This is a genomic window from Streptomyces sp. NPDC008125 (genome assembly GCF_042957125.1).
GTDB lineage: Bacteria > Actinomycetota > Actinomycetes > Streptomycetales > Streptomycetaceae > Streptomyces.
Genome location: NZ_JBIBHR010000002.1, coordinates 240,437 through 266,875 on the forward strand (window position 1 = coordinate 240,437; position 26,439 = coordinate 266,875).

General features: G+C 72.2%; 23 protein-coding genes and 1 pseudogene. 8 read left to right on the top strand and 16 right to left on the bottom strand.

Going from position 1 to position 26,439, the window contains the following annotated elements:
- Positions 1–87: 87 nt before the first annotated feature.
- Positions 88–1,470 (bottom strand): aminotransferase class III-fold pyridoxal phosphate-dependent enzyme, encoded by a 1,383-nt coding sequence (locus ACFZAX_RS03775; protein ID WP_390958762.1) that lies wholly within the window; start codon positions 1,468–1,470, stop codon positions 88–90.
- Between the two features lie 393 nt (positions 1,471–1,863).
- Here ACFZAX_RS03775 and ACFZAX_RS03780 point away from each other — a divergent pair, with 393 nt between their 5' ends.
- Entirely contained in the window at positions 1,864–2,451 is a 588-nt protein-coding gene (locus ACFZAX_RS03780; protein ID WP_390958763.1) for a hypothetical protein, read from the top strand.
- Between the two features lie 55 nt (positions 2,452–2,506).
- A complete protein-coding gene (locus ACFZAX_RS03785; RefSeq protein WP_390958765.1) occupies positions 2,507–3,508 on the top strand; it encodes an alpha/beta hydrolase-fold protein in 1,002 nt (333 codons plus the stop codon).
- Positions 3,509–4,197: 689 nt separating this feature from the next.
- On the opposite strand, the gene ACFZAX_RS03790 is transcribed toward ACFZAX_RS03785, so the two are convergent.
- Together ACFZAX_RS03790 and ACFZAX_RS03795 are read right to left on the bottom strand one after the other, a co-directional pair.
- Positions 4,198–4,551, bottom strand: a complete 354-nt coding sequence (locus tag ACFZAX_RS03790) for a PRC-barrel domain-containing protein (protein WP_390958767.1) — start codon at positions 4,549–4,551, stop codon at positions 4,198–4,200.
- A 254-nt stretch (positions 4,552–4,805) separates the two neighbouring features.
- Positions 4,806–4,967 carry a hydrophobic protein gene (locus ACFZAX_RS03795; RefSeq protein ID WP_266707077.1) on the bottom strand — a complete coding sequence of 54 codons (162 nt, stop codon included), beginning with the start codon at positions 4,965–4,967 and terminating at the stop codon, positions 4,806–4,808.
- Between the two features lie 252 nt (positions 4,968–5,219).
- On the opposite strand from ACFZAX_RS03795, the gene ACFZAX_RS03800 reads away from it, so the two are divergent.
- Positions 5,220–5,465 (top strand): DUF6332 family protein, encoded by a 246-nt coding sequence (locus ACFZAX_RS03800; RefSeq protein WP_390958770.1) that lies wholly within the window; start codon positions 5,220–5,222, stop codon positions 5,463–5,465.
- A 112-nt stretch (positions 5,466–5,577) separates the two neighbouring features.
- On the opposite strand, the gene ACFZAX_RS03805 is transcribed toward ACFZAX_RS03800, so the two are convergent.
- Both ACFZAX_RS03805 and ACFZAX_RS03810 read right to left on the bottom strand, forming a co-directional pair.
- Positions 5,578–6,156, bottom strand: a complete 579-nt coding sequence (locus ACFZAX_RS03805) for a hypothetical protein (protein ID WP_390958772.1) — start codon at positions 6,154–6,156, stop codon at positions 5,578–5,580.
- A 156-nt stretch (positions 6,157–6,312) separates the two neighbouring features.
- Entirely contained in the window at positions 6,313–7,206 is an 894-nt protein-coding gene (locus ACFZAX_RS03810) for a glycoside hydrolase family 19 protein (RefSeq protein WP_390958773.1), read from the bottom strand.
- 519 nt (positions 7,207–7,725) lie between these two features.
- Between ACFZAX_RS03810 and ACFZAX_RS03815 the strand changes: the two genes are divergently transcribed.
- Both ACFZAX_RS03815 and ACFZAX_RS03820 read left to right on the top strand, forming a co-directional pair.
- Positions 7,726–10,080: a protein kinase gene (locus ACFZAX_RS03815; protein WP_390958775.1), complete on the top strand. Its 2,355-nt coding sequence runs from the start codon at positions 7,726–7,728 to the stop codon at positions 10,078–10,080.
- Positions 10,081–10,410: 330 nt separating this feature from the next.
- Positions 10,411–11,928 (top strand): substrate-binding domain-containing protein, encoded by a 1,518-nt coding sequence (locus ACFZAX_RS03820; protein WP_390958777.1) that lies wholly within the window; start codon positions 10,411–10,413, stop codon positions 11,926–11,928.
- Between the two features lie 161 nt (positions 11,929–12,089).
- Here ACFZAX_RS03820 and ACFZAX_RS03825 read toward each other — a convergent pair whose 3' ends face one another.
- A complete protein-coding gene (locus tag ACFZAX_RS03825) occupies positions 12,090–13,373 on the bottom strand; it encodes an adenylosuccinate synthase (RefSeq protein ID WP_390958778.1) in 1,284 nt (427 codons plus the stop codon).
- Between the two features lie 185 nt (positions 13,374–13,558).
- Between ACFZAX_RS03825 and ACFZAX_RS03830 the strand changes: the two genes are divergently transcribed.
- On the top strand, positions 13,559–14,437 hold the full coding sequence (locus tag ACFZAX_RS03830) for a diacylglycerol kinase (RefSeq protein WP_390958780.1): 879 nt from the start codon (positions 13,559–13,561) through the stop codon (positions 14,435–14,437).
- A 132-nt stretch (positions 14,438–14,569) separates the two neighbouring features.
- Here the strand turns inward: ACFZAX_RS03830 and ACFZAX_RS03835 are convergent, their stop codons facing one another.
- Positions 14,570–15,415: a hypothetical protein gene (locus tag ACFZAX_RS03835; RefSeq protein WP_390958782.1), complete on the bottom strand. Its 846-nt coding sequence runs from the start codon at positions 15,413–15,415 to the stop codon at positions 14,570–14,572.
- A 51-nt stretch (positions 15,416–15,466) separates the two neighbouring features.
- On the opposite strand from ACFZAX_RS03835, the pseudogene ACFZAX_RS03840 reads away from it, so the two are divergent.
- A pseudogene (locus ACFZAX_RS03840) lies at positions 15,467–15,691 on the top strand (ABC transporter permease); the annotation flags it as partial.
- 31 nt (positions 15,692–15,722) lie between these two features.
- Here the strand turns inward: ACFZAX_RS03840 and ACFZAX_RS03845 are convergent.
- The 4 genes from ACFZAX_RS03845 to ACFZAX_RS03860 form a co-directional block, all read right to left on the bottom strand.
- Positions 15,723–16,928: a cytochrome P450 gene (locus ACFZAX_RS03845; protein ID WP_390958784.1), complete on the bottom strand. Its 1,206-nt coding sequence runs from the start codon at positions 16,926–16,928 to the stop codon at positions 15,723–15,725.
- Positions 16,929–16,970: 42 nt separating this feature from the next.
- Positions 16,971–17,633 (bottom strand): response regulator, encoded by a 663-nt coding sequence (locus ACFZAX_RS03850; RefSeq protein ID WP_390958786.1) that lies wholly within the window; start codon positions 17,631–17,633, stop codon positions 16,971–16,973.
- The gene (locus ACFZAX_RS03855; protein WP_390958788.1) at positions 17,630–18,985 is read right to left on the bottom strand and encodes a histidine kinase; all 1,356 of its coding nucleotides are present in this window, start codon (positions 18,983–18,985) and stop codon (positions 17,630–17,632) included. The genes ACFZAX_RS03850 and ACFZAX_RS03855 overlap by 4 nt, the downstream gene beginning before the upstream one ends.
- Positions 18,986–19,078: 93 nt before the next feature.
- Entirely contained in the window at positions 19,079–20,062 is a 984-nt protein-coding gene (locus tag ACFZAX_RS03860; RefSeq protein WP_390958790.1) for a methyltransferase, read from the bottom strand.
- Between the two features lie 47 nt (positions 20,063–20,109).
- On the opposite strand from ACFZAX_RS03860, the gene ACFZAX_RS03865 reads away from it, so the two are divergent.
- Positions 20,110–20,691: a helix-turn-helix domain-containing protein gene (locus ACFZAX_RS03865; protein WP_390958792.1), complete on the top strand. Its 582-nt coding sequence runs from the start codon at positions 20,110–20,112 to the stop codon at positions 20,689–20,691.
- Between the two features lie 45 nt (positions 20,692–20,736).
- On the opposite strand, the gene ACFZAX_RS03870 is transcribed toward ACFZAX_RS03865, so the two are convergent.
- From ACFZAX_RS03870 to ACFZAX_RS03890, 5 genes are all read right to left on the bottom strand, one after another.
- Complete coding sequence (locus ACFZAX_RS03870) at positions 20,737–21,609, bottom strand: alpha/beta fold hydrolase (RefSeq protein WP_390958793.1); 873 nt, start codon at positions 21,607–21,609, stop codon at positions 20,737–20,739.
- Positions 21,610–21,733: 124 nt separating this feature from the next.
- Complete coding sequence (gene kynU / locus ACFZAX_RS03875) at positions 21,734–22,963, bottom strand: kynureninase (RefSeq protein WP_390958795.1); 1,230 nt, start codon at positions 22,961–22,963, stop codon at positions 21,734–21,736.
- The gene (locus ACFZAX_RS03880) at positions 22,956–23,804 is read right to left on the bottom strand and encodes a tryptophan 2,3-dioxygenase family protein (protein ID WP_390958797.1); all 849 of its coding nucleotides are present in this window, start codon (positions 23,802–23,804) and stop codon (positions 22,956–22,958) included. The genes kynU and ACFZAX_RS03880 overlap by 8 nt, the downstream gene beginning before the upstream one ends.
- A gap of 358 nt (positions 23,805–24,162) precedes the next feature.
- Complete coding sequence (locus tag ACFZAX_RS03885; RefSeq protein WP_328720367.1) at positions 24,163–24,576, bottom strand: DUF3151 domain-containing protein; 414 nt, start codon at positions 24,574–24,576, stop codon at positions 24,163–24,165.
- 127 nt (positions 24,577–24,703) lie between these two features.
- Positions 24,704–26,371 (bottom strand): DHA2 family efflux MFS transporter permease subunit, encoded by a 1,668-nt coding sequence (locus ACFZAX_RS03890; RefSeq protein WP_390958799.1) that lies wholly within the window; start codon positions 26,369–26,371, stop codon positions 24,704–24,706.
- Between the last annotated feature and the right edge of the window lie 68 nt (positions 26,372–26,439).

A 26,439-nucleotide genomic window follows, 5' to 3' on the forward strand; every position in this document is an offset into this window, starting at 1 on the left:
AGACGTGAGGAAGCGTCACCTTCAACAGGAAATCTTCCGGCACAGATGGAAGACAGCGGGCTTTTCTACAGGCTGTGAAGATTCGCTTCAGACTGTGTAGCCGTCCGCGACCGTGAGGGCCTCGTCGAGCGCCGCAAGGCCCTCCAGCGCCTCGGCGTCGCTGATGGTGCAGGGCGGCACGACATGCGTGCGGTTCATGTTGATGAAGGGCCACAGCCCCCGCTTCTTCGCCGCCGCCCCGAAAGCGGCCATCGGCGCCGCGGCCTCCCCGGTCGCGTTGTACGGGACGAGCGGCTCGCGCGTCTCCCCGTTCCGTACCAGCTCCAGCGCCCAGAACGCGCCCACGCCCCGCACCTCGCCGACCGAGGGGTGACGGGCTGCCAGCTCGCACAGCCCCGGCCCGAGCACCTTCTCGCCGAGCCGGGCGGCCCGCTCCATGACCTTCTCCTCCTCCATCACCCGGATCGTGGCGACGGCGGCGGCGCAGGCCAGCGGGTGCCCTGAGTAGGTGAGACCGCCGGGGTAGGGGCGGGTCTCGAAGGTGGCCGCGATCTCGGCGTTGATCGCCACCCCGCCGAGCGGCACGTATCCGGAGTTGACCCCCTTCGCGAAGGTCATCAGATCGGGCACCACCCCTTCGTGATCGGCCGCGAACCACTCACCGGTACGCCCGAAGCCCGCCATCACCTCGTCCAGCACGAAGACGATGCCGTGCCGGTCGCAGATCTCGCGCACGCCCGGGAGGTAGCCGGGCGGCGGAATCATGATGCCCGCCGTACCGGGAATGGTCTCCAGCACGATCGCCGCGATCGTGCCGGGCCCCTCGAACGCGATGGTGTCCTCCAGGTGCTGAAGGGCACGGGCGCACTCCTCCGCCTCGGTCGTCGCGTAGAACGGCGAGCGGTACAGGAACGGCGCCCAGAACCGCACGACCCCCGCGGAGCCGGTGTCGGACGCCCAACGCCTCGGATCACCCGTGAGGTTGATCGCGGTCGAGGTGGACCCGTGGTACGAGCGGTACGCCGACAGCACCTTCGTACGGCCGGTGTGCACCCGCGCCAGCCGCACGGCGTTCTCCACCGCCTCGGCCCCGCCGTTGGTGAAGAAGATCTTGTCCAGGTCTCCCGGCGTGTGGGAGGCGATCAGCCGCGCCGCCTCGGACCGGGCCTCGATCGCGAACGCGGGCGCGAAGGTGGCGAGTTTGCCCGCCTGCTCCTGGATCGCGGCCACCACGACCGGGTGCTGGTAGCCGATGTTGGTGAAGACGAGACTGCTCGCGAAGTCGAGGTAGCGGTTCCCCTCGTAGTCCCAGAAGTGCGAGCCCTCCGCCCCCGCCACGGCAAGCGGATCGAGCAGCCCCTGCGCGGACCAGGAGTGGAAGACGTGCGCCCGGTCGGCAGCCTTCACGGCCGCACCGGCGGCCTGGTCGACGAACGGGTCTCGGGGGCCACGAAGGGCTTCAGCGGTCATGTCGGCGAGCGTAGGGGTTGGGGGCGCGGGGTTCCACGACTGCGCGGTGGGGAGTTGACATGCGGGATGGGGTTGGCGCGCGGGGCGGGGGGTTGACGAGCGGGGCGGCGTTGACGTGCGGGGCGGGGGGTTGACGTGCGGGGCGGGAAGAGAAGACCCCGCCCAGCTCACTCCCGGCTCTCCCGGGCAGCGGTATTGCCCCTGCTTTATTACCGCCGGTAACCTCGTGGTAGCCGTCTCCGAAAGCTCTCCTGCGGGCCGGCTCCGGCAGCCCTCATGCGGCCCGGCTCCGACAGCCCTTTTCGCCCTGTGGGCCTGCCCCGTACGCCTCGCGCGGGCGGGGAGGGCTCGGAGCAACGGAACGGCACGCCCCGATCCCCGTGGAGGTACTCCTTGCGCTCCTTACGCCGCACACTCGCCCTGCACGGCGGGGCGCTCGCCACAGCGTTGGGCCTGTCGCTCACGCTCGGTTCAGGGACCGCCCAAGCGGTGACGATCAACCCCGGCGGCCCGTTCACCGCCACTTCGTCCGGCACCGTCACCTTCGGCACATCTCCCGCGACGATCACCTGCTCCTCCTCGGTGATGGCAGGAAACTTCCTGCCCTCCCCGATCGGTTCCACGGTGGGGACACTCAGCCCGACCTCCTTCTCCGGCTGCACGCTCGGCCCCGGCATCCCTCTCAGCCTCACCGTGCTCCAGCCGTGGAAGGTGAACCTCACCAGCGTGAGCCCCACCAACCCGAACCAGTTCTTCGGGAACGTGTCCGACATCTCGCTCAGGGCCACCGGCGTGGGGTGCTCGATCGCCCTCTCCGGAATCTCCCTGATCACCTGGACCAACCCCAACTCCCTCAAGTTCACCGGCGCGGGTACCACGCTCACGGTTTCGTCGGCCAGCTGCCTGGGGCTCGTCACCGCCGGAAGCGTCCTGCCGTTCAGCGCCTCGTACACCGTCGCCCCGTCGCAGATCATCACCTGAGGGAGCCCGCCCCGCAGGGCTAAAGAGGGCGGGGACACAGGTCGATGACTCGGACATGTCGCGCACACGCACACGCCGCACCCTTCTCACCGCCGGCGCCCTCCTGGGCGCCGGCGCACTCCTCGGTCCCGCCCCGGCGGGCGCAACCGGCAGAGTCGTCGCCGAACGCCGCCTGAACGACCGGCTGATCGAGCTGACCATGGACTCCGCCGCCCTCGGCGGCCGGAGCACCGTGGCCCTGCTGACGCCACGGGGCTGGGACCGGCGCCGCCCCGACGACCGCTGGCCCACCCTGTATCTGTTCGCAGGCGGAGACGGCGACCACACGACGTGGACGAACCTGTTCCGGGTGCAGGACCTGGCGGAACTGCACGACGTTCTGGTCGTGATGCCGGCCATGCCGCTCTTCGGCTTCTGGACCGACTGGTGGAACCACGGAAGAGGAGGAGCGCCCCGGGTACGTACGTACTTCCTCCGCGAGGTCCTGCCCCTGGTGGAGCGCGATTACGGCGCAGGTCCCGACAGAGCGGCGGCAGGCGAGTCCCAGGGAGGATTCGGCGCCCTGGGACTCGCTGCCCGTGTGCCGGGACTGTTCGGCGCCGTCGCCGCGTTCGGAGCGCCCGTTCACCCGGTCCGCCACCCGGAGATGTGGCTCTCCGGCGCCGAGTTGGTCGGCGTGGACGGCTATGCGATCTTCGGCGACCCGTGGAAGCAGTGGAAGACGTGGCTCGACTGGGATCCCTACCATCACGCCCGGGGCCTGCGTCACACTCCCGTCTACCTCGCCTCCGGTGACGGGACCCCAGGCCCGCTCGACAGCGACGAGCCGGACCCTCACATCCCCGGCACCGAGAAATGGGTCGCGCTCGCCGACAAGGGCGTCGTATCCGTCACCGAAGCGGTGTGTGGTGAGGAGACACGGATGCTCGGCGCCCGCCTCACGACTCTGGGCGCACCCGTGACCACCCACCTCTACCCAGGAGGGCACACCGGCACCTACGGGTACAGAGAACTGCGCCACGCTCTCCCGACGCTCACGGCGGCGCTGCACCGGTGATGCTCGCGGCATTCCGCAGTCGAGGGGAGCACCCGTCCCGACGCCGGAACGCATCGCTCGTTCGTGTGATGTGGGCCTTGGGGGCATCAACCTTTCCGGCCCGGCGGTGCTCTGTACAGGAGTGACGGACCAAGGATGCCGGCTCTTCTCCTCAAGGGACCGGCACGGAGAAAAGGCACTTCGTTGATGCAGAGTTCACGCACACCGGCGCACATCTCGGCGGCAATCGGCCGAGCCGCCGCCCGACCCGCCGCCCGAGCCGCCGCCCGGGCCACCAACCGGGCCGGCCTCCGCGCCCTGCTCGGATTGCTCACCGTGTGGGTCCTCATCGCTCCGCCTCCGCAATCCCACCGCCTGAGGCACGCCGCGCCACGAGGAAGTTCGCCGACACCTCTACGGCTGGGATCGGCAGCATTCCGCACCTGGAGGGCCCGGTCGCTGGACGGCTCCGTTCATCGAGGTGGGCGCCGAATACGCCACCGCCACGGTTCCTGCGGAGATCCGGACACACGGAAAGCGGGCCGGGCCTGACAGAAAGACTCTGCCTGGCCCGACCCGCCGGGTTCCACCAACCGCGCGCCACGACCCCGCGCTGCGGTCTCGGCTCCGTCATGACGTTCCCTCGGGGGCGCCATCCCATGGATGACGACGTCACGCGAAGCCGGAGCCCGTTCTGACGCAGGGCTGCGTCAGACGCGACGGTGCCGCCCGTAGTGCTCACCCGTGGTCTCGAAGAACTCGGTGTTCCCCAGGTGCGAGTCCTTGTCGAACTCCGGAGCACTCTTGATCTGCTCCTTGTCGAGGTCTACGTAGACCCTCTTCTCCTCCGGATCGACCCGGCGCACCGTGCCCGCAGGAAGCAGGACGTGCTTACCGAAGATCCAGACCCCGGTGTCGACCACCAGGTAGGAGGAGCCGACCTCGTCGGAGTGCTTGTCGACCTTGCCGATACTGCCGTCGGTCGCTTCGACCTTGTAGCCGATCAGGTCGGTGCCGGCGGTGTGGCCGGCCGTGGGCTGGTAGCCCCAGATGTTCTCGCTCATCTCCAGGCTTCCTCTCTCGTTGCCGGAATGGATGTCAGGCTCAGTCGGACGGGAATTCCACCGTACGTGCGGTTTCCGTCCTGACCTTCGCCTGCCCGGCATGGCCCGACCCATGCACCCCAATTCCTTTGACTTGTACGGCAGAAGCTCTGCCACCCACTCCGAAAAGGGCAGGGAAACGCAAAAGAGGGCCCGCCCATCGGGAGCGGACCCTCTTGCTACAGCGAATTCTTTAAACGGCGGCTTCGTGCTGACTACCACCGGTACCAGCGGTGGCTGCCACCCTTCGGGCGGGCAACGAAGCCGATCAGCCAGAGAACAAGGACGATCGCTGCGACGATCCACAGCGCCTTGAGCGCGAATCCAGCACCGAAAAGAATGACGGCCAGAAGAAGAACGAGAAGCAGGGGAACCATGATTATCAACCTCCAGAGCTTCTGTTGCCCCTACAACTTCGCCCCACACACACAAACTCCTCTGTTTCTTCCCGAATTTACGGGGCAAGCGCAGACGCCCTCCCGGGGTTCGCCCCACCCCGGATCGCTCCCCCACCCCGGAGCCGCCACCCCGCCACGCTCACTCCCTCACCCGCACCCCGGCCCCAGCACCGGACTCGCTCTCCGCCCCACCCACTGGACCCGGACCGCACCTGCTGCCACGCTCTGGCCATGGGAACGGGGCGAAGGACTCAGGAAGACCGGGACGAGATCACCGTCGAGATCGGCTACGCGCTGCTCAGCGCGTGCTTCCTCGGGGCCGTCGTGTTCGGCGCGATCGCGGGGCCCGCAGTCGTCTGGGATTTCTCCCACACCACCGACAAGGCTCTGCTCATCACGGGAGCCTCGGTCGGAGGGCTGCTCGCGCTACTCCGCGTCGTGCACGTGCTGTGGCGCTTCGGCCGGTACCACCCCTGAGCCTCGCCCCCCGGCCCCCTCGGCACCACCACCGCGTCCGCCGGCAGGCCTGGGGCAGGGAGACGCGCTCCGCCGCCGGGGCGTCCCGTACGCGGACTCAGAGGCGGGAACCCTAGCCGTCCCCGGTCCCGCCGTCCCCGTCCCCGGCCCCGCCGTCCCCGGCCCCCCCGTCGCGGAGACCCCCGGCCTCCAGGACCTCGTTCTCACCGACCGCGGCAAGCAACCAGATCGGGAACTCCGGGTCGGCCTGGCCCACCGTGAGGCCGAGCCAGCGGGTGGTGCCGGGGACGTGCCAGACCTGCATGCTGCCGGCCAGGTTGCAGAGCTGCCCCAGGGGTTCGGGGGCCGCAGAGCCCATCTCCGTCTCATCGTCACCGGCAAGCCAGGGCCAGAGGTCGACCGTCCCGGGTTCGCCCCAGCGTTCGGTGAGCGCCGTGGCGACAGCGCTGAACTCGGCCTCGATCTCCTCCTCGGCCGGTTCCGTCGTCTCCTCCTCCCGCCCGTCCCAGAAGTCCTCGCTCGCCCGCAGGATGAGCAGATGGTGGCCGGGTCCGCTGCTCCGTACCCCGCTGTCCTCCGCCTCGTCGCCCTGCGGGAACGGCAGGCCGAGCACGTGGTCGACGAGGACGATCCGCTCGGCGGTCGTGGTGGGGGTGGGCAGGCTGCCGCTGCCGGATGTCTCGGATGTCATGCACACGGATCTTGCCAACGCGGCCTCCGGAACGCCGAAGCGGGGGGTGCGGCGCGGCCGGGGGCCGGTCGCACCCCCCGACCGGTCGAGCGGAGGAGGTGGAGACGGTGGCGCGGAGGCAGCTCGTCGAGGAGCGGCCCCGGAGCAGGAAGGAAATCAGCAGCTCAGGTTCGAGCCGGGAGTGACCCCCAGGATCGAGGTGAACGACTGGTAGGAGTTGATACGGCTCTGCACCTGGGCGGGGTTGCCGCCGTTGCACTCGATGGAGCCGTTGATCGAGCGGATGGTCTCACCGAACCCGGCGCCGTTGACCATGGCGTTGTGGGGGGTCATCGTGCCCGGACCACTCTGGGTGTTCCAGTACCAGAGAGCGGTCTTCCAGGCCACGGCCGCGTCCGTCTGGACGAGGTTGGGGTTGGCCAGCAGGTTGATGCCGAGGGCGTCACCGGCGGCCTTGTAGTTGAAGTTCCAGCTCAGCTGGATCGGCCCGCGGCCGTAGTACGCGGACTGGCCCGCGGGGCAGCCGTAGGACTGCGAGGTGTCGCAGTAGTGCGAGTAGTTGGCCGTGTTCTGCTCGACCACGTACACCAGCCCGCCCGTCTCGTGGCTGACGTTGGCGAGGAACGCAGCCGCCTCCTGGCGCTTGACGGTGTCACTGCCGGTGTTGGCGAAGCCGGGGTAGGCGCTCAGGGCGGCGGTCAGCCCGGAGTACGTGTAGAAGGAGTTCCGGCTCGGGAACATCTGGTTGAACTGCGACTCGCTGACGACGAAGCCGGAGGTGCTCGGCGTGCCGGGGTCGGTGGTACCGCCGCTGCCACAGGTGCCGGCGTCGGCCCAGACGTCGGTGGTGCCGGGAACCTCGTTCTGGGTCCACCACTTGGCTGTCCAGTTGTGCCCGTTGCGGGAGGCGGAGTCGCCGCCCCAGTAGACGGACGAGGAGTTCCAGGCGGCGGCGCAGGTCGCGGCGGAAGCCGTACCGGCGGGAAGGACGACGACCGTGGCCGCTACGGCCGCTGCCGCGGCGAGAAGGCCCATGACGCGTCGGAACACGTGATCACTCCTTCGGTGCGACGCTGCGCCCGGACTTCTGACCGGTCCGGAGGCGCGCCGTCTTGTGGGGGTGCGGACACTCAAGCGAGAGTGGTCTGGACCTGTCAAGGTCTGGACCAAGCTTCATTCGCCTCGCGCCGGAGCCCGCGCCCCGAATCCCCCGCGTCGGCGAGGGACCGAAGGAATCTCTCAACAGGGCCTAAACCCCCGGCTGTTGCGCAGTCCACACCCGTGCACGGGGCAGCGCCCCGAGAAAAAATCCTCGCGGTCCGCCCCTGCCCCGACACCTCATCACCGCGACTCGGTTCGAAGGGGCAACCGGCCTCGGACCCTGGGCGCCCGGCAGGATCTTCCCGTGCGCGGCAGCCTCCCGGCCCACACCGGGCCCGGTCGTCGGGGCGCGGTAGAGCACCACCCGGGCGACCGATATGCGAGTATCCCGGCGTGGACCCGCTGACTCCTCAAGATCCTCCTCGGGTAGGCCCCTTCCGGCTTCTCGGACGCCTCGGCACGGGAGGGATGGGACGCGTCTACCTCGCGCGCTCGGAGGACGGGCGGACCGTGGCGGTGAAGGTCGTGCACGCCCAGTTCGCAGGGGTGGACGAGTTCCGGATCCGGTTCGCCCGGGAGGTCGCCGCACTGGAGCGCGTCGGCAGCGCGGGCACCGCGCCGGTCATCGCGGCGGACACGGAAGCCGCCCTTCCGTGGGTGGCCATCGCGTACGTACCGGGCCCCTCGCTCCGTACCGTCGTGGGCGACCGGCGCACGCGACGGGCCCAGCGCACCTGGGCGGAGGGGCGGTGGGAAGCCGCCGAGCGCGGCAGACCCGAACCCGCGACGCAGGTACGGCCGTTGCCGGTGGCCTCCGTACGCTTCCTGGCCGCCGGGCTCGGTCGGGCGCTGACCCACATCCACGCGGCAGGACTCGTCCACCGCGACCTGAAACCGTCCAACATCCTGCTCACCGTGGACGGCCCTCGCATCATCGACTTCGGTATCGCCCGGGCCGTGGAGACGGTCACGGACGGCGGCCTGACCAGCACCGGAGCCGTGATCGGCTCGCCGGGGTTCATGTCGCCGGAGCAGGTACGGGGCGAGAGGGTCACCGCCGCCTCGGACATCTTCTGCGTCGGCGCGGTCCTCGCGTACGCGGCGACCGGGGTGCAGCCCTTCGGGGCGTCCGACAGCGGTGTCCACGCGATCATGTTCAGGATCGCCAACAACGAGCCGGACCTGACCGCGCTTCCCGCCGAACTCGGTCCCCTGGTGCGATCCTGCCTGCACCGCGACCCCCACCGCCGCCCCACCGCCGCAGCCCTGGCGAAGTCGGCCCCCGCCCGGTCGGCCAGGCGGCCCCAAGCATGGCTGCCGCCCGAGCTCCTGGCCCTGCTCGGAACCCAGGCGGCCCGCCCTCTGGACACGGACACACCTGCCCCGGACCACTCGGGCCTGGACCACTCGGGCTCGGAACCCCCGGGCTCGGAACCCCCGGGCTCGGAACCCCCGGGCTCGGAACCCCCGGGCTCGGAACCCCCGGGCTCGGAACCCCCGGGGCCGGAGTTCGCACGCCCGGACCACCTCGCCCGGGAATCCACCACGCCGGGCCCCTCGGTCCCCAAACCCACCGCGCCGGATCACGCCGCCTCCGAAACCCCCGTTCCCCGGCACCGGTCGCCGGAGGACCCCGCACCCCGCGCCCACCCGGGCCACACCGCGCCCGGCGGCCCGACACCACCCGCCCGGACACCCCCGTCGGCAACCCGGGAGACGTGCTCGGCCCCACCCAGGGAATCGCCCTCGCCGAGCTCCCCGCCGACGTCCCAACCGGCGTCCCCGACAACGCCCTCGGCACCTTCCCGGAGGGCCACCCGTGCCCACGTGGGCAGCCGCGTCCTTCGGCGCACCGCCCTGCTCGCCGCCTGCGCGGTCAGCGGACTCCTCGGCGCGGGCCTCGCCCTCCAGCACTACACCACCGGCGGGCTCGGCGGATTCGGCCGCCTCGTAGGTCTCGGCGGATTCGGCAACCCCGCGCAGAGCACCGACATGGGCACCAGCGACGACACCGGCGATGACACCGGCACCAGCGACGGAAGCTACGGTTCCCGCCCCTGGGGGCGCAATGGCCCCGGCGACGTCCCCGACATCTACCTCGGCGCCTGGGAAGGCGTACTCAAGGGCGCCGACAACGCCCCGCACGAGACAGGCAGGATCGAGATCCGACAGGGCACCCGAGGCCGCAAGACCGCCACCTACGTCCAGGTCTTCGGCGAACGCCTGTGCATGGGCCGGTCCGTCCTCGTGGACGCCGACGAGGACCACATCGTCTTCGGCGAGAGCGACGTACGCATCAGCATCCCCGCCGGCCGCTGCACCCCGGCCGCCCACCAGACGCTGGCCGTGCGCTCACCCGACGTCATGGAGTGGAGCTCCGGGGCGGTCCACTCCGTCTTCCGGCGGGCCGCGAGCGGTTCCCGCGCCGTCCCGGCCGCCTTCCTCGGGTACTGGAAGCGTGCCCCCATGCCCGAACCCGGCCCGAGGGAAAGGCACCTGCAGCAGTACGACCTGACCGTCACCCAGGGGCCGGTGGGCGCCCCGCTCGTCCGGTACGTATCGAGGACCCCCGAACGGGACCCCGACCACGGGCTGCCGACCGCCGACCCCGTCGCCTGCGCGAGCACCGCCGTCGTCGGAGGAACGGGCGAACTACTGGTCGTCGGCCCGGACATGCTCTCGGCGGCGGACCGCTCCGACCCCGACTGCTTCTCCAACGGCTCGCAGTACCTGCGCATCGACACCTCCGAAGGCAAGGAACGCCTGCTGGTCAACGGCATGGGCGCCGACGGCGAACCCACCGCGTACTACCGGGCCTTCTGACACCCCGCCCGCCCGACCCACCCCTGCCCCTGCCCCTGCCCCTGCCCCTGCCCGATCCGGCTTCGATCCGCACAAAGGCCGAGCCGGACAAAGGCCGAGCCGAGCAGGGGCCGAGCCGGACAAAGGCCGAGCCGAGCAGGGGCCGAGCCGGACAAAGGCCGAGCCGAGCAGGGGCCGAGCTGGACAAGTGGCGAGCTGAACAAGAGGCGAACACCCGCCGACAACACGCTCTCCCCCGCTCCGCCCCCGCCCTCCCGCTCGTACGGTGGGCCGCCCAAGGGCGCGCCGAGCGGGCCCGGTTCGGGACGCACGAAGGAGTGCGAGGCAGCCGTGGAATGGTTGAGCGCCGAAAACGTCGTAGCCGTCGTGACCGCCGCTGTCGGCGTGCTGGTCTCCGTGGGGGTGCTCTGGTACGAGCGCCGCATCCCGGCCCAGCGGCGCATCGGGTACCGCGTCCAGATGGACACCCCGATCGGCAGCGGCGTCAACGTCCGGCTGGGGCTGTTCGACGAGACCCCCGACATGTCGGACGCCACCCTCGTGCTGCTGCGCATCGAGAACGACGGCTCGCAGTCCATCTCGCGCGACGACTACACCGGCATAGAACGGCACGGGCTGACCGTGGAGTTCACCGACCGTGCGGTGCGCGGGACAGCGGTGACCCAGCCCGTCGAGGCCGGGCACCTGATGGAGCACTTCACCCCCGCCGCCGGGATGCGGCAGGAGGGCGGCCTGATCCGGCTGCCCCGGGTGCCCCTCAACCGCCACCAGCACTTCAAGCTCCTCGTGCTGCTCACCGGCGGCGAGGTGGGCAGCCCGATCCGGATCGTCGGAGGCATCCGGGACGGGGACATACGGGTCAACAGCGCGGCCCGACCGGACGAGAAGCCGCCGGTGTTCAGCAGGGCCGCCCGGTCCATCACCGTGGCGCTGACGATCGGAGTGGTCACCCTCTCCACGATCATCCTGGCGCTCGACCGCACCCCGCCGCCGCCGGTGGAGTGCGCCCGGGGCTCCCTGCGGGTGGCGGGCTCCACCGCGTTCCAGCCGGCCGCGACCGAGCTGGCGACGCTGTACACGCAGGCGTGCGAGGGCTCCTCGATCGACGTGGACATGCACGGCAGTGACGCCGGAGTCCGGCTGCTCGACGAGCGCGGCGCCTCCCCCGCCACGGTCGTCTTCGCCGACGGCGCGAAGCCTGGCGGCTACCCGGAGCTGCACGAGAACAGCCGGGTCGCCGTCGTGCTGTTCTCCCTCGTCGTCAACGACACGGTGCGTGTGAGGGATCTGTCGCTCGACGACGTACGCCGGATCTACCGGGGCGAGATCCGCAACTGGAACCACTTCCCCGGCAACCCGGACCTGGAGATCCGGCTCGTCAGCCGGGACGCGAACTCGGGCACCCGGGTGGCGTTCCAGCGCCGGGTGCTGGGCGGCAACGAGCCCATCCCCACCTCCTCCCGCGACTGCCTCACCCGGGACGACCCGAAGGCGCTGGTCACCCGGTGCGAGCTGGGCAGCACCGACGAGGTGCTGCGCACCGTCGGCAACGTCGCCGGCGCGATCGGCTACAGCGAGCTGCGCACCGGCGTGGCCGCCCCGAAGGGGCTGCACCGCATCACCATCGACGCCGAGGAACCGTCCCCCGAGAAGATCACCTCGAACGGCTACCCGTACTGGGTGGTCGAGTACGCGTACACGTACCGGGACCCGGCCCCCGACTCGCTCGCGGCCCGCTTCCTCGACTACGTGAACAGCCACGACCAGCAGGCCCTGCGCACCCACGGCCACGTGCCCTGCTCGGCCCCGCAGGCATACCCCCTGTGCGGCGACCGTCCCCGTCCCTGACGGCACCCCTCCCGACACCGTCCACGAACGGAACGGCCGCCGAGAACGGAACGGCCGCCACGAACGGAACGGCCGCGGTCCGGGGCACAGAACGTGTCCCGGCCCGCGGCCGTCGTCGTACGAGGGCCCCTCAGGAGCCCTTCTTCGCCCCTGCGGGCCCCCTACAGGAACGAGTTGATCTCGATCGTCTCGGTGCGGCCGGGGCCGACACCGATCGCGGAGATCGGAGCGCCCGACATCTCCTCCAGCGCCTTCACGTAGGCCTGCGCGTTCTTCGGCAGGTCGGAGAAGGTCTTCGCCTTGGTGATGTCCTCGGACCAGCCCGGCAGCATCTCGTAGATCGGCTTCGCGTGGTGGAAGTCGGTCTGGCTGTAGGGCAGCTCTTCGACGCGCTTGCCGTCGATCTCGTACGCCACGCAGACCGGGATCTGCTCCCAGCCGGTGAGCACGTCGAGCTTGGTGAGGAAGAAGTCGGTCAGGCCGTTGACCCGGGTCGCGTACCGCGCGATGACCGCGTCGAACCAGCCGCAGCGGCGGTCACGGCCGGTGGTGACACCGCGCTCGCCACCGATGCGGCGCAGCGCCTCGCCGTCCGCGTCCAGCAGCTCCGTCGGGAACGGGCCGGAGCCGACGCGCGTGGTGTACGCCTTCAGGATGCCGATGACCCGCGTGATCTTCGTCGGACCCACGCCGGCGCCGGTGCAGGCGCCGCCCGCGGTCGGGTTCGACGAGGTGACGAAGGGATACGTGCCGTGGTCGACGTCGAGCAGGGTGCCCTGCCCGCCCTCGAACAGGACGACCTTGCCGTCGTCGATGGCGTCGTTGAGGATCAGCGTCGTGTCGGCGACGAACGGCTTGATCTGCTCCGCGTACTGGAGCATCTCCTCGACGATGCCCTCGGCCTCGATCGCGCGGCGGTTGAAGACCTTGGCCAGAAGCTGGTTCTTCTGCTCCAGGGCGGCCTCGACCTTCTGGACGAGGATCGACTCGTCGTAGAGGTCCTGGACGCGAATACCGACACGGTTGATCTTGTCGGCATACGTCGGGCCGATTCCACGGCCGGTCGTGCCGATCTTCCGCTTGCCGAGGAAGCGTTCCGTCACCTTGTCGAGCGTGACGTTGTACGGAGTGATCAAATGAGCGTTGCCGCTGATCAGAAGCTTGGACGTGTCGACGCCTCGCTCGTTCAGTCCGCTCAGCTCGGAGAGCAGCACCGCCGGGTCGACCACGACACCGTTACCGATCACCGGGGTACAACCCGGTGACAGGATTCCGGAGGGGAGGAGATGCAGTGCGTACTTCTGGTCGCCTACGACAACCGTGTGACCGGCGTTGTTGCCGCCCTGGTATCGCACCACATAGTCGACGGATCCACCGAGGAGATCGGTGGCCTTCCCCTTGCCCTCGTCACCCCACTGAGCACCGAGCAGCACAAGTGCGGGCACAGGCGTACACCCCTTCCGGGCGGGGCATGTCCAAGGTCAGGGGCGTACGTAAAGGTCGTACTTGCCATACGACGATGTACGACAAAGCCTGAGCCGTCGAACCGGGTGCCCCGGAATAGACGAAGCCCCTGGCGCAATAGCGCAAGGGGCTCTTGCACCAAGATGCTACCCGAGGAAGGACCGAGGTGTCGGCTGCAGAGCCCCCCGGCGACGACGGCCACCAGCTGCTGGTGGTCATCGACCCGGTCGCCCGCCGGACCGACGGCGAGTCCGTCCGTATCGCGAAGGACGTGCTGAACGCCGGAGCGCACGCCAAGATCTCCCTGCCGGACACCCCGGAGGAGTTCGCCCGCGCCCTGTCCCGGCGGGGCAGCAGGCGGCCGGTGGTCATCGGCGACGACCACGCTCTGCTCCGCGCGGTGGCCCAGCTGCACCGCGACCGGGAGCTCACCGACAGCGCCCTGGCGCTCGTCCCCGTCGGCGCCCCGCCCGCCCTCCGGCTCGCCCACGCCCTCGGCGTGCCGCACGGCGCGGTGGCGGCGGCGCGGACGGCGCTGGACGGGGCGGTGCACCGGCTCGACCTGCTCGTCGACGACAGCGACGGCGTGGTCCTGGGCGGCGTGGACGTCCCGGCGCCCCCGCCCGCTCCCGGCCAGACCGCGGACGGCCCGGGACCGGCGCCGCACAGCGGCGTCACGGCCGTCTGGGACACCTGTCTCTCCCTGGTCCGCACCCTCGTCCGCCCCGTCCCGGCGGCAACCCCCTCCGGAGCTGTCGGCTACCGCCTCCGCGTGGAGGCGGACGGGGTCCTCCTCAACGACCTGGACCGTGCCGTCGAGGGCGTCACCGTGACCTCGCGGAGCGGCGGAGGCCTGGCGGAGGTGGTGGTACGCACGTCGAGCGGCGAGACCGTGACGGCGGAGGCCAAGGCGGTGACGGTCTCCGGCCCCGACTTCCGCTACCGCGCCGACATACAGCTCCACGGCCCGGTCCGACGGCGGACGTGGACGGTGTGGGCGGACGCCTGGGGACTGATGGTGCCGGCGGCCGAGGCGGCGGCCTGAGACCGGTGGGGCGCCCCGCGTGGGGCCGGTGCCCCCGGCCATGCCCGGAGCCCGCGTGGGGCCGGTGCCCCCGGCCGTGCCCAGGACCCGCGTGGGGCCGGTGCCCCCGGGAAGAGCCGGGGCCCGCGTGGGTCAGCGGCCCTCGCTTCCCGCCTCGGCGTCCTCGGCCCGGACGTCCTCGGCCCGGGCCTCCGCGGCCTCGGCGTCCTGAGCCCCGACGTCCTGGTCGAACGTGGCCGGTCCGCCCTTCAGATCCACCCGCAGCCCGTCCTCGGTGACCGTGACGGCGACGGGACGAAGGCCCAGCGCGTCCGCCGCGCCCTCGGCACCGGCCGCGCCACCGCCCGTACCGGCCGTACCGCCCGCGCCTGCGGGGGACAGGGCCGAGAGGGCGGACTCGATGCGTCCGGTCAGCGACTTCGGGGCGTCCACGCCGAGCATCCTCGCGTCGGCCAGCGTGAAGCGGACGGTGCCGTCGCGCAACTCGGGCCGAATGTCGGCCTGACCGAGACCGCCCGGGCCCAGCATGATCCGCAGCGTCCCGTCCCCGGGCCGGGGCTCGACGTCGCCGACCATCGCCGCGAACGCGCCGCCGGCCGCCGTGACCCGGTCGCGCAGGGCGCCGGCCGGCACCTCGGCACGGGCGCTGCTGCCGGACACCGAGGCCCGGCCGCCCCCGTCGGGGACGACGAGGTCCCGGAGTTCCGCGTCGACCGTGACCCCGTCGAACCCGTCGAGCGCGGCATCCTCCGCGTGCAGGGTGAGGGTGCCCAACTCGCCGCGGGCGAGCGCCACGAGACCCCAGCCGTCGGTGTCGGCCGTCACCTCGGAACCCAGCCGCTCGCCGGCCAGCTTCTCCACCCGCCCGTCCACCACGTGCCGGGCGACCGCTTCCGCGCCCCCGGCCAGGGCCAGCACTCCGGCGAGGACTGCGCCAACCACCACAGCGGTACGTGGCCGCACGGGCCGTATCTTCATGCGATGCCTCCACGGCGCTCGTGCACGGGTCAGCGGTCAGCAGTCAGTATCGCCGCCGCTTCCTGGGGCGCGGCCGGGCTCTGCCTCGCGCTCGGCTGGATCGGCCCCGCGGTCGGCCTGCCGCAGGCGGTGCTGGACGTCTCGCCCGTCACCCACCTGCCCAAGCTCCCGGGCGGCGGCCTCCGGGCAGCGGCCCTGCTCGTGCTGACCGCCGTGGCGGCGGTCCTGGTCGCAGCGGGCCTCGCCGCCCTGCGCCGCCGGGACCTGCGGGGGTGAGCCCCGCAGGTCCCGGCAGCATACGTACGGATCACACCTCCACGCGGAGCTCCTTCAGCCCCCGGATGACGTACCCCGGGTGCCACTCCGGCTCCCCGATCAGCCGCATCCTCGGCGCCTTGCGCAGCAACTCGCCAAAAGAAGCGAGGAGTTCGACGCGGGCCAGCGGGGCGCCCAGGCAGTAGTGGATACCCGCGCCGAAGGTGAGGTGCGGGTTGTCCGGGCGGGACAGGTCGAGGGTGTCCGGGGCGGCGAAGCGTTCAGGGTCCCGGTTGGCGGAGCCGAAGAGCAGCGCCACCTCGGAGCCGCGCGGGACGACGGTGCCGCCGATCTCGATGTCGTCCAGCACCCAGCGCTCGAACATCTGCAACGGGGTGTCGTAACGCAGGAGTTCTTCCACAGCTGTGGACAGCAGGCCGTGGTCGGCGCGGAGTGCGGCGAGCTGCTCGGGGTGGCGGAAGAGGGTGCGCCAGCCGTTCACGGTGGTGTTGACGGTCGCCTCGTGGCCCGCGTTCAGCAGCAGCACGCAGGTGGAGATCATCTCCTGCTCGGTGAGCCGCTCGTCCTCGTCGTGGGCGGCGATGAGCCCGGAGATCAGGTCCTCGCCCGGCTTGTCCCGCCGTACGGCGATGAGTTCGCGCAGATACGCGGAGAACTCGGTGGACGCCGAAACCGCCGCCCGCGCGGTCTCCTCCGACGGGTTCAGCTCGAACATCCCGCAGATCGCGGCCGACCAGGGGCGCAGCAGCGCCCGGTCGGACTCCGGTACGCCCAGCATCTCGGCGATCACGGCCACCGGCAGCGGTTCGGCGACAGCCGTGAGCAGGTCGCCGCCGCCCTCGGCGACGAACGCGTCGACCAGCTCGGCCGCCAGGCGCCGCACGGTGGGCGCGAGCCGCTCGACCGTACGCGGCGTGAACGCCTTCTGGACGAGGCGCCGGATGCGGGTGTGGTCGGGAGCCTCCAGGTCGAGGAGGCCCTGGCCGTTGAGAGTGGTGAACGGCTCGTGCGCGGCGGGCGGCGGGGTGCGGCCGAACTCCTCGTGGGTGAAGCGGTGCAGATACGTCCGGCCGAGCCGACGGTCGCGGAGCAGCCCCGACACGTCGGCGTGGTGCGGGATCAGCCACTGCCGGGTCGGCTCGAACCAGTGGACCCGGCCGGCGGCGCGCAGCGCGGCGTAGGCGGGGTACGGGTCGGCGACGAACGCGGGTGACCAGGGGTCGAAGGACACGTGCATGACCCGACGCTACCGGCAGGTCCCCCTGCGCGAGGACCGGCCCTACCCCGGCGTGACCAGCCGCGCTTCGTAGGCGAAGACCGCCGCCTGGGTGCGGTCGCGCAGTCCGAGCTTCACCAGGACCCGGCTCATGTGGGTCTTGACGGTGGATTCCGCGACCACCAGGTGGGCGGCGATCTCCGCGTTGGAGAGCCCCTGCGCGACCAGCACCAGCACCTCCGTCTCGCGTTCGGTGAGGTCCCCGATCCGGGCCAGGGCCGGGGGTCTCGGCGCCTGGGCGAGCTTGGAGAACTCGGTGATCAGCCGACGCGTCACGGTGGGCGCGAGGAGCGCCTCACCTGAGGCCACCACCCTCACTCCTTCCGCCAGTTGGCGGGCGGAGGCGTCCTTGAGCAGGAAGCCCGAGGCCCCGGCACGCAGGGCTTGGTAGACGTACTCGTCGAGGTCGAAGGTGGTGAGGACCAGTACCTTGGCGTCCGCGTCGGCGGCGACGATCTCGCGGGTCGCCTCGATACCGTTCATCTCCGGCATCCGGATGTCCATCAGCACGACGTCCGGGGCGAGTTCGGCGGTCCGCCCGACCGCCTGCCGCCCGTCCACCGCCTCGCCGACGACCTCGATCCCGGGCATGGCGTTGAGCAGTACCGAGAAGCCCTCGCGGACCAGCATCTGGTCGTCGACGATCAGGACCCGGATGTCGCTCACGCGGCGGCCTCCCGGTCCTCGTCGGCGGGTCCGCCCGCGCTTTCGGCGGGCTCCGCCGCCCGGGGCACGGGGATGAAGGCGGCGACCTCGTAACCGCCCTCCTCGGTCGCCCCGGCGGTCATCTCGCCCTCCAGCATCGCGACCCGCTCCCGCATTCCGGTGATGCCGTGCCCGGCGCCCGGCGAGGTGTCGACCGGCTCGGTGGGCGGCCCGTTCACCACCCGTACCCCGAGCCCGCCGAGGACGTAGGCGATCTCGACGACGGCGGTGGCGCCCGGCGCGTGACGCAGGGTGTTGCTCAGCGCCTCCTGGACGATCCGGTAGGCCGACAGCTCGACGCCCCGGGGCAGTTCGCGGACCGCCCCGGTGACCGTCTTCTCCGTCTCCAGCCCCGCCTCGCGGACGTTGTCGAGCAGCCGGTCGAGCCGGGCGAGCGTGGGCTGCGGGGCGTCCGGCGCCTCCTGGTCCTCGGCCCGTACGACGCCGAGGACACGGCGCAGTTCGGTGAGCGCGGCGACCGCGTTCTCGCGGATGGTGACGAACGCCTGCTCCAGCTCGGGCGGCGGGTCCTGCACCCGGTACGGCGCGGCCTCGGCCTGGATCGCCACGACGGACATGTGGTGGGCGACCACGTCGTGCAGCTCGCGGGCGATGGTGGTGCGCTCCTCGAGCAGCGTGCGCCGGTCACGCTCGACGGCCATGACGGTGCGCTGGACCGTCACCTCCCGCTCGGCCTCGCTCACCTCGCGCCGCGCGTCGCGCCGGACCTGGACGACGGTCACCACGAGCAGGGCGAGCGCGGACATGACGACCATGGGGAAGGCGGTCGAATTGGCGTGGTACCCACCGAGGTACTCCAACACGAGGCCCAGCAGCAGCGTGAGCGTCCACATCCAGGGCGCGGTACGTCGCCGGGTACGGGCCGCGACGACCACGAGTACCACCAGGTGGCCCCACAGGCTGCTCGCTCCCCACGGCCAGACATCACCGGCCATGGCGACCACCACCGTGGCCGCCATGGAACCCCAGAAAGCGGCCACGGGCCGGACCAGCGTCAGCGCGACGGGGATGGCCGGCACCACACCGACGACCGACTCGTTGCCGGACCAGGCTATTCCGAGCAGGACACAGATCAGCGCGGCCCCCAGGACCAGCGCGTGCGGGGTCCACACCAGCTTCTTCCGCACATGCGCCGGGAGCAGGCCCAGCAGCGGCCCGTCGCCGTCGAGCGGGGGCAGCGGGCGGTAGGCGAACACATCCTTCAGGAGATCCTGCCGCAGGCCGCCCAGCGCACTCGCCGCCGCCTGGAACTCCGGTGTTCTGGTCTTCGTCTGGGCTCGGGTCTCGGTCACGTGCTCACGGTAGGGGGAGGCCCGGGCCGGGTCGTCCCCACGGAAGCGGATCCGCACGCCTCCGTCTCAGGGACTACGGACTCGCCTACGGACTCACCCGCGGGCGGCCACCCAGACGTTCCGCTCGGTGCGCACGGTGAGGTCGTCGCGGCGCAGCACCCCGTGCGGGCCGTCCGCGTCGGTGAGCGCGTCCAGGGTGGCGAGGTCCTGGGCGTCGAGTACGTCCTCCAGCGCGGACCGGACCCGGGTGAGGGAGGCCAGGACGTAGCGGCCGGTGGCGGCGGGCAGCGGGGCGGCCAGGTCGATGGCGACGACCCGCTCGGCCACCACGTCGAGCCCGGCCCCGCGCAGGCGGGCACCCCAGTCCTCGCTCATGTGCATCCCGGCGGCCTTCCGCCCCTCGGCCTGGGCCGCGTGGCAGCGCTCCTCCAGACCGGGGCGGCCGATGCCGAGGTCGTCGGGGAGGAAGCGGGGGAAGCCTTCGAGCTCGACCGCGACCATGAGCCCGCCGGGCCGCAGCGCCTCACGGACCTGGGCCAGGGCGCCGGCCGGGTCGGCCAGGTGGTGGAGCGAGGCGGAGGCCCACACCAGGTCGAAGGGCCCGGCGGGCAGCGCCTCGGTGTCGAGGTCGGCCACCACGGTACGGACGCGGTCGGCGACCCCGAGCGCGGCGGCCTTCTCCTCCAGCCGGGCGGCCATCGCGGGCGACGCGTCCACGGCGGTGACGTCGGCGCCGGGGAACCGCTGGAGCAGGGCGAAGGTGCCCGCGCCGGTGCCGCTGCCCAGGTCGAGCACCCGGAGGCCCCGCCCGCCGGGCTGCTCCGCCGTCCCGCCGGACAGCTCCTCGATCCAGCCGGTCAGCTCGTCCAGGTGCTCGTGCAGCACCTCGGCGTCGAGGTCGAGCATCTCGGTGAGTACCGAGAAGTCGGCGTCCTGCGGGCCGTGCCCATGACCGGAGGCGTGCCCATGACCGGAGCCGTGCCCGTGACCGTTGCCGTGCTGGTGGCCCGGGACGTGTCCGCCCTGGTGTGCCTGCCGGTGGCCGTGCCCGTGCTGGTGCGCGTTGTCGTCGTCCATGCGTCGAGCCTACGCACGCCTTGCGCCTAAGGCATAGCATCTTGCGTATGACGCAAGACGGCGCACTCGACTCCCTGGTCCGCACACGGATACGCGGCCTCCGGACCGCCCAGGGCTGGTCGCTCGACGATCTGGCCGCGCGCTGTTTCCTCAGCCCGTCCACCCTGAGCCGCATCGAGACCGGCCACCGGCGGATCGGCCTCGATCAGCTCAGCTCGATCGCGCGCGCCCTGGGGACGACCCTGGACGCGCTGGTGGAGTCGGTCTCGGACGCGGACGTGGTGATCCGCCCGCATCACGACACGGAGTGCGGGACGACCACCTGGCTGCTGAACCGGGAGGGCGGACAGCCGGGCGTCACCGTGGTCCGGATGAGCGTCACCGCGCCCGAGCCGCGGCACGGGCGGGACGAGCTGAAGGTCCACCCGGGCGGCAAGGACTGGTTCACCGTGCTCTCCGGCACCGTCGTGCTGCTGCTGGGGGAGCGGGTCATCACGGTCGAGACGGGCGAGGCTGCGGAGTTCTCCACGATGGTCCCGCACGCCTTCGGCGCGCGCGGCGGCCCGGCGGAGATCCTCGCGATCTTCGACCGCGACGGCCGCCGGACCCATCTGCGCCCGGAGCGCTGATCCTCCGTCCGGGGCCTGCCCGCCGGTCTCCGCCGGACGCGCACGTCACCAGGCGAGCTGTTCCAGCTCCTCCGCCACCAGCGCGCAGGCGTCCGTCGAGGGGTCGATGAGCGGGAAGTGGCCGATCTCGTCCAGCAGGGTCAGCCCTACCGTCTCCCCCGCCGTCGCCGCCGCCGCGACGAACGCCTCCGCGACCGACTGCGGCACGACGATGTCGTCGCATCCCTGCACGATGTGGGTGGCGATCCCGGTGGGCAGCAGGACAGCGGGGTCGACGTGCGGGCGCCGTTCGGCGAACCCCTCCTCACCGCCCAGGAGTTCGTGGACGGCCCCGGAGCAGATGCCGAGCTTCGCGGCGGTCAGCAGGTCGGCGATCGGTGCCAGCGCCACCACCCCGCGCAGCGGCGGAGGTTCGGGCAGCCGCCACGGCGACCCCGCGGGCAGCACATGCCGGGCCGCCGCCCAGAGCGCGAGGTGGCCGCCCGCCGAGTGCCCGGTGACGACGATCCGCCGCACGTCCGCCTCCGGCAACTCCCGTGCCGCGACGGCCGGGATGGCGTCCATCGCGGCGGCCACGTCGTCGAAGGTCTCGGGCCAGCGGCCCGCCGCGTTCCCCTCCCCCGACGAGGACGGGTCCGCTCCGCGCCGGTACTCCACACTCGCGACGGCGAAGCCGCGGTCGGTGAGGAACGCGGCGAGCGGCGACACGTGACGGCGGTCGTACGGGGCGCGCCAGGCGCCGCCGTGGAGCAGGACGACGAGCGGCATGTTGGTCCGCCCGTGCGCCGGAGCCCAGAGGTCGATGACCTGGTCGGGGTGGTCCCCGTAGGTGACGGTCCGGTCGGGTGCGATCTCCGCATGGGCGAACGCCGACTTCTCCTCTACGGCGTCCCGATCGCGCGCGGCGGAATCCGACATTGTTGCTCCAACCATCCTTTGGGCTGCCCCACTTGTCCGACCTGCGGGGACCGTACCAGGCCCTGGAGCGGTCGCCGGACGGAGCGGGTACGCCCCGGCTCCGTCCGCGACCGCGCCGGCGCCGTCACCCCTTCGCCACGGCCCCCGCCGGCACGTCCGCCAGCACCCCGGCCAGTACCCGTGCGGCCCGCTCCGCATCGGCGAAGCCGACGTACAGCGGGGTGAATCCGAACCGGAGCACGTCGGGGCGGCGCAGGTCGCCGACGACGCCCCGGGCGGTCAGTTCGCGCATCACCGGTTCGGCCTCGGCGCACCGCAGCGCGACCTGGCTGCCGCGCTCGGCGTGCGCGGCCGGTGTGACGGAGACGACCCGCCCCCCGGGGACGTACGCCTCCACGCACTCCAGGAAGAAGTCCGTCAGGGCAAGGGACTTGGCGCGTACGGCCTCGATCGGGACGCCGTCCCACACGTCGAGCGCGGACTCCAGCGCCAGCATCGAGAGGATGTCGGGTGTGCCGACCCGGCCCCGGACGGAGCCCTCGGCGGGCTCGTAGCCGAGGGTCATGCCGAACGGGTCGGCGTGCGAGTTCCACCCCGGCAGCGGGGAGTCGAAGACGCCCTGGTGGCGCTCGGCGACGTACAGGTACGCGGGTGAACCCGGGCCGCCGTTCAGGTACTTGTACGTGCAGCCGACCGCCAGGTCCACGCCGTGCTCGTCCAGGCCGACCGGCAGCGCACCGGCGCTGTGGCAGAGGTCCCAGACCACGACGGCCCCCGCGCGCTGCACGGCGGCGGTGAGCGTGGGCAGATCGTGCAGCCGCCCGGTGCGGTAGTCCACGTGGTTCAACAGCACCGCCGCCGTACGCGAGTTGACGGCACCAGGTACGTCGGCGGGGTCGACCGGGACGATCCGGTGGCCGGTCATCCGGGCGGCCGAACCGGCGATGTAGCCGTCGGTCGGGAACGTCGAGGCGTCGACCATGATCTCGTCCCGGCCGCCCGGGGCGAGGCGGGTCGCGGCGACCAGCGCCTTGAAGATGTTGACGCTGGTGGAGTCGCCGACCACGATCCGGCCCGGTGCCGCGCCGACGATCGGCGCGATGCGGTCGCCGACCCGTTCGGGCGCGGTCCACCAGCCGCTCTCGTCCCAGGACCGGATGCGCAGCTCGCCCCACTCGCGGGTGAGGACGTCGTGCAGCCGGTCGGGCACGTGGACGGGGAGCGCGCCGAGCGAGTTCCCGTCCAGGTAGACGCCGTCGTCGAGAGTGAACAGCTCGCGCATACCGGCGAGTTCGTCGACGGCGTCGAGCTTGGCCGCACGGTCCGCCAGCAGGCGGTGGTTGGTCTCAGACATGACTGCGGGCCGTCCAGAGTTCGGGGAACACGTTTTTCGAGGCGCGCTTCTCGAGCCACGCCACCCCGGCGGAGCCGCCGGTTCCGGTCTTCGAGCCCATGGCCCGCCGGGTCGCCACCAGGTGGTCGTTGCGCCAGCGCCAGACCAGCTCGCCGACGTCCGTGAGCAGCTCGCCGAGGCGCACCAGCTCGTCGTACTCCTCCGGTTCGGCGTATATCCGGGCCCAGACGGACTCGATCACCGGCGAGGGTTCGTACTTCTGCCGCAGGTCGCGGCCGAGGACCGACTGCGGCACCGGGTGCCCGCGCCGCGCGAGCAGCGCCAGCGTCTCGTCGTAGAGGCTCGGCTGGCTCAGCGCCTTCTCCAGCTCGGCGTACACGCGCGGGGAGCCCCGGTGCGGGACGAGCATGGAGGCGGACTTGTCACCGAGCAGGAACTCCATCCGCCGGTACATCGCCGACTGGAAGCCGGAACCCTCGCCGAGCGCGCCCCGGTAGGAGTTGAACTGGGCGGGGGTGAGCTGGGCCAGCGGCCGCCAGGACGCGTTCAGGGCCTCCAGTTGGCGCAGCGAGCGCTTCAGGGCGTCCCGCGCGTCCGGCAGCCGGTCCTCGCGCAGGGCCAGCGCCGCCGTCTCCCACTCGTGGACCAGGACGGTGAACCACAGCTCCATGACCTGGGTGGTCACGAGGAAGACCATCTCGCCGGGATCGTCGGAGCGCAACTGCTGCAAATGGGTGAGAACGTCCGCCTGGACGTAGTCCTCGTAGGGAGTCGTTCCCGCGAAATCGAGGTACGGGGTCTCCGCACCGGTCTCTTCGGAATCGGGGTGTTTCGCCGACATCGCTGTCTCCTCGACACGAGCTTCCGGGTAGCGGTCCGCCCCGTCCTAGCTGGGTGGGCTCCGGTCCCCTGCGGCGCATCCTATGACCGGAAACCCGCGAGGTGCTCGGCCGCGGAGAACTTGATCCGCCGGGCGCGCGCCCGCCGCGCGCATACCGGCCCGCAGCCGACAAAGCGGTCTGCGGGCCGGTTGGACAGGCACGACGGGCTGCTCCAGGCGGTCCGGCGCTTCCGGGTGGGAGCGGCTCAGGGTGCGGATCAGCTCAGGGTGCGGATCAGCTCAGGGTGCGGATCAGCCCAGGGTGCGGATCAGCCCAGGGTGCGGATCAGCTCGGATGCGGATCAGCTCCGTGTGCGGATCAGCCCAGGATGTCGGCCGCGGTCGGCGAGGAGTCGCGGAGGAAGGTCGAGCAGCGCTCGTACTCCTCCTGCTCGCCGATGGCTCCGGCGGCGCGCGCGAGGGCGTGCAGGGCGCGGAGGAAGCCGCGGTTCGGCTCGTGCTCGAACGGCACGGGCCCGTGGCCCTTCCAGCCGGCCCGGCGCAGGGCGTCGAGCCCGCGGTGGTAGCCGGTGCGGGCATAGGCGTACGACTCGATGACCCGGCCGCCCTCGAAGGCGTCGTCGGCCAGCTGCGCCCAGGCGAGCGAGGAGGTGGGGTACTTCGCCGCGACCTCGGCGGGCGGGGTGCCGCCGGCGAGCAGCCCGCGCGGCTCCGGGTCGTCGGGCAGGTGGGTCGGGGCGGGGCCCCCGAGCAGGTTCTCGTGGATGGACATGGGTCCCAGTGTGCCTGGCACCACAACGTTCCGGGACACCGCCCGGCCCGCCGCCGGGGACACCGCCCCGGCCCGCCGCCGGGCCCCGCAGCCGCACCGCCGGTCCCTCCGCTCGGCGGCCGGCCGGTCACTCCTCGGAGGGCCGCCGGGCGGGCTCCAGGGGCGGCGCGACGACCCCGCAGTGCACGGTGCACTCGGGCCGGCAGGGCGCCCCGGCCGGATGGGCCCCGCGGCCCTCCGCCCCGCCGCCCTCCGCGCCGCCGCCCTCCGCCCGGTCGTGGCCGCCGTCCGAGGACGGGCCCGGGCCCGGGGCGGGCGTCCGTACCGTGCAGAAGGCGAGCACCGCCCCCGCCACCAGGAGCCCCGCGCACATCGGCATCGCCCGCCGGAAGGTCGAGGCGAACTCGCCCGCCTCCCGGTACGCCTCCGGGCCCATGCCCGCCAGCAGCGGCAGCGCGGCGACCGCGATCAGTCCGGCCGCGCGGGCGGCGGCGTTGTTGATGCCGCTGGCCAGCCCCGCCTGCCCGGTGTCCACCGCCGCCAGCACGGTCGCGGTGAGCGGCGCGACGAGAGTGACGAGTCCCAGGCCCAGCACCACCACGGCGGGCAGCACCTCGCTCAGGTACCCGGTCGGCGAGGCGCTCCCGGGCCCGACCCGCAGCATCAGCAGCATGCCCGCGGCGGCCAGCAACGGGCCGACGGTGAGCGGGATACGGGGGCCGATGCGGTGGCCCAGCTCGCCGGAGGCGGCCGAGAAGAACAGCATCAGCACGGTCGTCGGGAGCAGCGCGGTGCCCGCGCCGAGCGCCGAGTACCCCGCGACGACCTGGAGCTGGATCGCGGAGAGGAAGAAGAACCCGCCCAGCGCCGCGTACACGCAGAACGTCACCAGATTGACGACGGTGAACAGCCGGGAGCGGAAGATCGCCGGCGGCACCATGGGGTCCGGCCGCCGCCGCTCCACCCGCACGAACGCCGCCCCGGCCACCACCCCGCCCACCGCCGCCCCGATCACGGCGGGCGAGGCGCCGCTCCCCGGCGCCTCGATCAGCGCGTACGTCACCAGGGCCAGCGCCACCGCCGCGAGCACCGCCCCCAGGACGTCGAAGCGCCCGTGGGCGCGCGGGTCCCGGGACTCCGGCACATGGCGCAGGGCGACCGGTACGCAGAGCGCGGCGACCGGCAGATTGAGCAGGAAGACCCACCGCCAGCCGGGCCCGTCGACGAGCCAGCCGCCCACGAACGGCCCGATGGCCGCGCCGACCCCGCCGAAGCCGGACCAGAGCCCGACCGCCCGGGCACGGTCGTCCGGGTGGAAGCTCGCCTGGATGAGCGCCAGTGACCCCGGGGTGAGCAGCGCCCCGCCGATGCCCTGGAACGCACGCGCCGCGATCAGCACGGCGGCGTTCGGCGCCACCGCGCAGACCAGCGAGGCGAGGGCGAACCAGACCACGCCGACGACGAAGACCCGCCGCCGCCCGTACCGGTCGCCGAGCGCCCCGCCCAGCAGGATCAGACCGGCGAGCGTCAGCATGTACGCGTTGACGGTCCACTGGAGCGCCGCGAGGTCGGTGCCGAGGTCCTCGCCGATCCGGGGCAGCGCCACGTTGATGACGGTGGAGTCCAGCATCGCCATGCCGGAGCCGAGGACGGTGGTCAGGACGATCCACCGCCCGGGCGCCGAGGCGGCCCGGATCTCCCCGGCGGCCTTCGGCGCACCGGTGTCGCCCCCGCCGTCCGCCCGCGCGGGGGCACGGTCCCGGGGCGTCGGGGGTCCTTCGGGGGTTTCACCCATGGGGGCAGCATCGCCGCTGCCCGCCGGGGCGGCCAGTGGGCCCCGGCCTTCCCCTTACGCCCGCGACG